The sequence below is a fragment of the Vibrio sp. Vb1980 genome, assembly GCF_033338615.1.
In the GTDB taxonomy this organism is placed as follows: Bacteria; Pseudomonadota; Gammaproteobacteria; order Enterobacterales; family Vibrionaceae; genus Vibrio; species Vibrio alginolyticus.
Window position 1 is genome coordinate 1 of sequence record NZ_JAWOSZ010000038.1, and the last position, 5,051, is coordinate 5,051.

Below are 5,051 nucleotides of genomic sequence, written 5' to 3' on the forward strand. Positions count from 1 at the left end.
GAACTGACTTTCCACGACTACTATCTCAAATCTTACTACAAAGATGTTGAAATAATGGAGGGTGAACTGAAATCTCAACTAACCCTCGCTAACCGCAGAGATAACCCGAACATATGCCCTAACTGCAAGGCTTCAACACAAAGCCTTGTTATTGATGGTAAAAAGAGGTGTGGCGTATGTTTATCTGTAAAGTAGCATTAATTTCTAAGCAATTAATGACCTTAGCTATGCACTATCAGCCGTTAGCCCCTTGTAGCTTCAGCTCTTCAACTAGCCTGTCAAACTCAGGCTTACACTCTTGGAACGTTTGAAGAGTGTCAGTTAATGGGTTCATAGCTTTTGGAAGTTGATGTGGATAGTATTGGAGAATAATATCTTTATCAAAATTAAAGGTTTTTTCAATGTAATAGCCTGTTGAATCTACTTTAAAGCCATTCTCTCTTAACTTCAGCGATTCTTCCAAAAATGTAACTAAGAATTTTTTCAAATTATTAGCCGTAATCCCTACTTTCTGGTGTTCCGTAAAAAACTGAAGAGATAAGCCTGTAGACTTGTATGGAATACCGCATAGATATGCCAACCAAGATTGTGTTTCTTCACCATTATCACTATAAGGGACCAAATTTATGCCAAACAAGTTATTTTCATTTCCCTCAACTCGCCACTCAAAGAATGATAAGCTCATTGCGTCATAATCGTAAAACGAATAACTTTCTTTCTCTATTAGCTTGGAGTCAAAACCCTCAAAAAAGGCTTCTGTCTCTTTTTCAATAGCTTTAATCACAACACGGTCTACTTCCTCTATGACTAGGTGCGAGCGTTCGTGTTGCTCTATGTTGTCGATGATTAACTTTGATAATTCTTCTGTGTATTTCATTTATTGAATCGCTCTAGGAATTGGCAGTATTGATACAGCAATTGGGTTGGCAAGTGGTTTGAGTATTTGGCAGATAAATCGTCATATACGTTCAAGAAGCTATATCTAATATCAGCCCAAGTAAGTGATATTACATCTTCTTCACGGTTAGATAGGTCTTTGTGCTTCTTTGTTAAGTAAATCAAGTATGGCTTTTGGTTTGTATTGCTCATTTTGGATTTACGCTGTAGAAGCTCGTAATAAGCTTTTAATTGCTTACCTTTTTTACCCTCCGTGGCATTAATCTTAACTTCCCAAAACATTAAGAAATCATCAGCCATAATTTCTATGTCAATTCGGTTTTCTAGCTCACGCAAAGGAAGACTTTCACATCGAAGTTTGTAGTTTTTTTCTTTACACGAATCTATGACAACTTGATCAGACCCAAGATGATCAGAAATGACTTGCCGTAGCAACACACTTCCAAGACTATGATTCGCATTTTTATCTAACCACCAACCTAAGACCGCAGTGTTGCGAACCTCATCATCTTTTAAGCCAGATATAGCCCATACGTTGATTTCAGAGCCGTTAAAAACGTTTTCCAAAAAGAGCTTATTGAAGCTCTCACCGAATTGTTTATATTTATCTGGAACAATGGCGTTTTCTTTAGATTGTGTGTCTTGTTCCTCTCTCCCTACTTGCCACAGCTTATCTACAGTCGAAAAATATTGCTCTAAATGACCACCCTCATTGAGTTGAAGAGTATCTTCACGAAACAGCAGATCATTTAGCTTTTCGTAATAGGTTTCAAAGTCTTGGTATCGGGTCAAAGTTAAACCTCTTCTAAAAGAGCTATCGCAGCAAAAACCTGTAGGTAAAGGTCTGATGGGTCTGCATTAAGAGGATACTCGTCAGCAATAAACTGGTTGGTAAATTCAACGGAACTACTTTCTGCTTTCAGAAGAGATTGAATAGACTCCAAAGACAACTTTGAATCAGGTGATGTTGACTTCTTCAATGAGTGGATAAAGCTCAATCGTTGGGCTTCTGTCCAAATCAAACTTCGTGTCGCAGAAAGGTGTTTTATTGCTGAATCAAACGATTCTATTTGTAAATCAGTCATTAGCTTTCAATCATTTCCATAGCGACTTATTTAGTAGGTTCATCATACAAGATCTAAGCAATTCAAGAATTGATTTTAACCGTATAGTATGTAATTTCATAGGTGAACAGGATTAACAAGCACTTAATCATTATTCTTCTCAAACCCGATTTCCACTCCATCTACGCTAAACATTGCACGCCACTATAAACAGGAACTACACCTCTAAACCTACCCTTTAGCCCCATCTTAACCAGCAAAGTTAGCATTAAAATATTATAAAATCAGCATGTTACTTGAAACCGTTCTTGCTAAACTTTACTTATAATGTTTCTTTATTGGTGCAAGTTGTCACTTCTGCAAAAATCTTGGCCGATGAGTTGTGACCTTGATCACCCCATAGATATGTAGTTTTATTAATACTCACACAATAATATTTTATGAAAGTTTTCCGATTTCTAGATTTCTATATTTCTATATTTCTATGAAATAAAAAAGGGCAGCTTTCTTAAGCTACCCTTTAGATTTACCACAAGTGGAACGATCTTATTTATTCCCCTTCGCTCTGTTATGAGTTTTACATAGCATTTCACAATTAGAAATATCTGTTGAACCACCTTTACTCCACGCTTCAACGGCCGATTCGTCAATCCAAAACGTTACTGAGCCTCGCTTACACAAGGCTTCATTATACTCACTCCAGTTTGCTATCTTCTTTTTTTGACTTACCCTTAAAAACACCATGCTTCGACTACATGGGATCAGATCGCAGGACTAGGGAAAGGTTCAATTGATTTGGTCAACAACGCCATTTGAAAGTGTCATTGAAGTAAACCTTAGCAACTTAGCTGTTCCATCGACTAATTTTACTAATTACCTAAAACCAACTTTAACAAGAATTTAAAGAGGCTATCAGATAACCTCTTTCATATATTTATTATTTTTGATGGTTGACATTAATCATTGAGCGCAGACAATATCTTTTTATCTAATGATCGGTTGAAGTTTGACCTATATGTGCTTTTTACAATTGGCTTTCTTTCAGATTTAGGGTTCTCACTATCAAATGCAAAATATGTGATTTCCTTTTCATAATTTTGTATATATTCAATTTCCACTTTTGATGTTTTTTTGTACGGAAAAAGCTTGAAGTTAATTTTTACATTATCAATTACAAATTCTCCAGATTTTTCTGATTCTGATTTACTATTAGTACTTAAGAACGACTGTGGGAAAAGTCTTTGTATATTAGCAAAGGCGGTCACATCGTCATTTTTTAACGTCTTTGTATATTTGTACGGTTTAAATAGCTTTTTGTGTTCGGTATACTTTATATCACTTAATTTTTTAACACTTTTAGCAACTTGCTTCTCTAATAGTGCAAATTGAAAACTATTTATCGATGAATCATTTGAAGTAAAACCAAACCCATAACCATATATTTTCCCACCTTCTTTAGATTTCATTTCAAATTTATGATATTTTGAATCAGTAGAGTAATCGAATGAAATTGGTATTCTATAGTGAGCTTTGTTAAATTCATTACCTTTGTTTACCTCTTTAAACCAATAACCACTATAGTTTCTTTGTAAACCAGTCCCGAAAGTGATTTCGTAAGGTTCGAAAGGATGTTGAGTTTCAGAAATTGTAGCGCTTATTAATCTAACAAATTCATCACTAGGAACATCAGATGAAATACTAACTCTCTCGTTTATTTCATTCGATAAATCATAGACTTCTTCTGCATCCTTTTTAGGAGTAAGTTGACAAGCAGTCAAGAATATAGCCGAACTAACAACAGTAATTTTAAAAAACTTCATTACAACCTCAACATTATTTTAAAGAAAATTTGATTAATTATTTTTCATTTGGGTACAACTATTTTAGACTTAAGCTTACAGTAAAGATGAGCTTTTTTTTCACTTTGAATTTTTCCAATTGATTCATAAGAGAATGGAATGTATATCATCGTCAACAAAGCAAGATTATGGTTCAATAAATAATTATTATCAATGACTCCATTATTTATTGCTATAAATTTCGTTTGAACTGATATGACAAGATGATTTCTAATGTTTGACGAAGATATAAATATATCCCCAACACGATGAACTGGGTATCCAATTGATTTACCTGAATATTCCTTCCCCGGCGACAAAAAAATATCATAATAAACATTATCCCCTCTATATTTTATACTGTATCTTTCAGAATACCATTGACTTCTATAATCAAAAAAAGGGGTAGTTTCAACATTTTCATTCTCTTCACTATTAACTCTATATTTTGAATTTTTGTTTTTTAAATTCCTCCATATCAGACTACAAACTTCTCCTGAGAAAGAAGAAAGTCCAGAATAAAAAACAAAGTCTCTAAGAATAATATCTTTATCTAAAAATTTATTTTTAAAAGTCATATCAACATAATAGTTGCGAAGAATATCAGATGATTTTACATCAATAGAGTACAAACTATCATCTACAATGGCGTTTATATAGCTTTGAGCATTTGATACATGCGTGAGCTTTGGATACGAATGAGAATATGCAGGTGTGGATTTCAAAGCGCACAAAAATAATAAGATTGTTAGTTTGAAATTTTGATCCATTATCACCGAACTCTTTTTACAAAAAATCCTATCTTTTTACTTATACAATAACTTTCACATAAAAAAACAGACATAGTCCACATTTACGCTAATTATCTCATTGCAGCCAAAGATTATTAGTGTGAATAGATAAACCAGCTACCAGTGTTAAAGTTCAAAAAACCGAGGCCAAACTCAAGTATATCTGTTTTGAAAACTCTTTTTCATTTCATTATTTAAACTTTACCTTCGCTACATTTTACTTTTGACTATGAACAGGCCGTACAGCTCCAACGGTGTCCTTTCTGCCTATCCTAACAAGTAAAGTTAGCAATATTATCAATTTAAAACAGCAACTTAAAAACACCCACCATCGCTAAACTTTACTTATAATGTCTTCTTATTGGTGCGAGTTGTCACCTCTGCAAAAATCTCGGCCTAAGAGTTGTGACCTTGATCACTCCCCCACTTTTACTATCCCTGTCTCAATATTAATTAAATTG

At 33.9% G+C, this 5,051-nt stretch carries 5 protein-coding genes and 2 pseudogenes; 1 reads left to right on the forward strand and 6 read right to left on the reverse strand.

Annotated features, from left to right (window positions below; translation table 11 throughout):
* A pseudogene (locus R7F64_RS23550) lies at positions 1 to 195 on the forward strand (hypothetical protein); the annotation flags it as partial.
* A gap of 40 nt (positions 196 to 235) precedes the next feature.
* Here the strand turns inward: R7F64_RS23550 and R7F64_RS23555 are convergent.
* The 6 genes and pseudogenes from R7F64_RS23555 to R7F64_RS23580 all read right to left on the reverse strand — a co-directional run bounded on the left by R7F64_RS23555 (position 236) and on the right by R7F64_RS23580 (position 4,569).
* Complete coding sequence (locus R7F64_RS23555) at positions 236 to 877, reverse strand: hypothetical protein (RefSeq protein ID WP_159357216.1); 642 nt, start codon at positions 875 to 877, stop codon at positions 236 to 238.
* Positions 874 to 1,689 (reverse strand): PD-(D/E)XK nuclease family protein, encoded by an 816-nt coding sequence (locus R7F64_RS23560; protein ID WP_159357218.1) that lies wholly within the window; start codon positions 1,687 to 1,689, stop codon positions 874 to 876. The genes R7F64_RS23555 and R7F64_RS23560 overlap by 4 nt, the downstream gene beginning before the upstream one ends.
* A 2-nt stretch (positions 1,690 to 1,691) precedes the next feature.
* A complete protein-coding gene (locus R7F64_RS23565) occupies positions 1,692 to 1,982 on the reverse strand; it encodes a hypothetical protein (protein WP_159357219.1) in 291 nt (96 codons plus the stop codon).
* A gap of 534 nt (positions 1,983 to 2,516) precedes the next feature.
* Positions 2,517 to 2,705 (reverse strand): annotated as a pseudogene (locus tag R7F64_RS23570) (HNH endonuclease); the annotation flags it as partial.
* Between the two features lie 212 nt (positions 2,706 to 2,917).
* Positions 2,918 to 3,781 carry a hypothetical protein gene (locus tag R7F64_RS23575; protein WP_318072121.1) on the reverse strand — a complete coding sequence of 288 codons (864 nt, stop codon included), beginning with the start codon at positions 3,779 to 3,781 and terminating at the stop codon, positions 2,918 to 2,920.
* A 44-nt stretch (positions 3,782 to 3,825) separates the two neighbouring features.
* Positions 3,826 to 4,569 carry a hypothetical protein gene (locus R7F64_RS23580; protein ID WP_318072122.1) on the reverse strand — a complete coding sequence of 248 codons (744 nt, stop codon included), beginning with the start codon at positions 4,567 to 4,569 and terminating at the stop codon, positions 3,826 to 3,828.
* Positions 4,570 to 5,051: the final 482 nt, after the last annotated feature.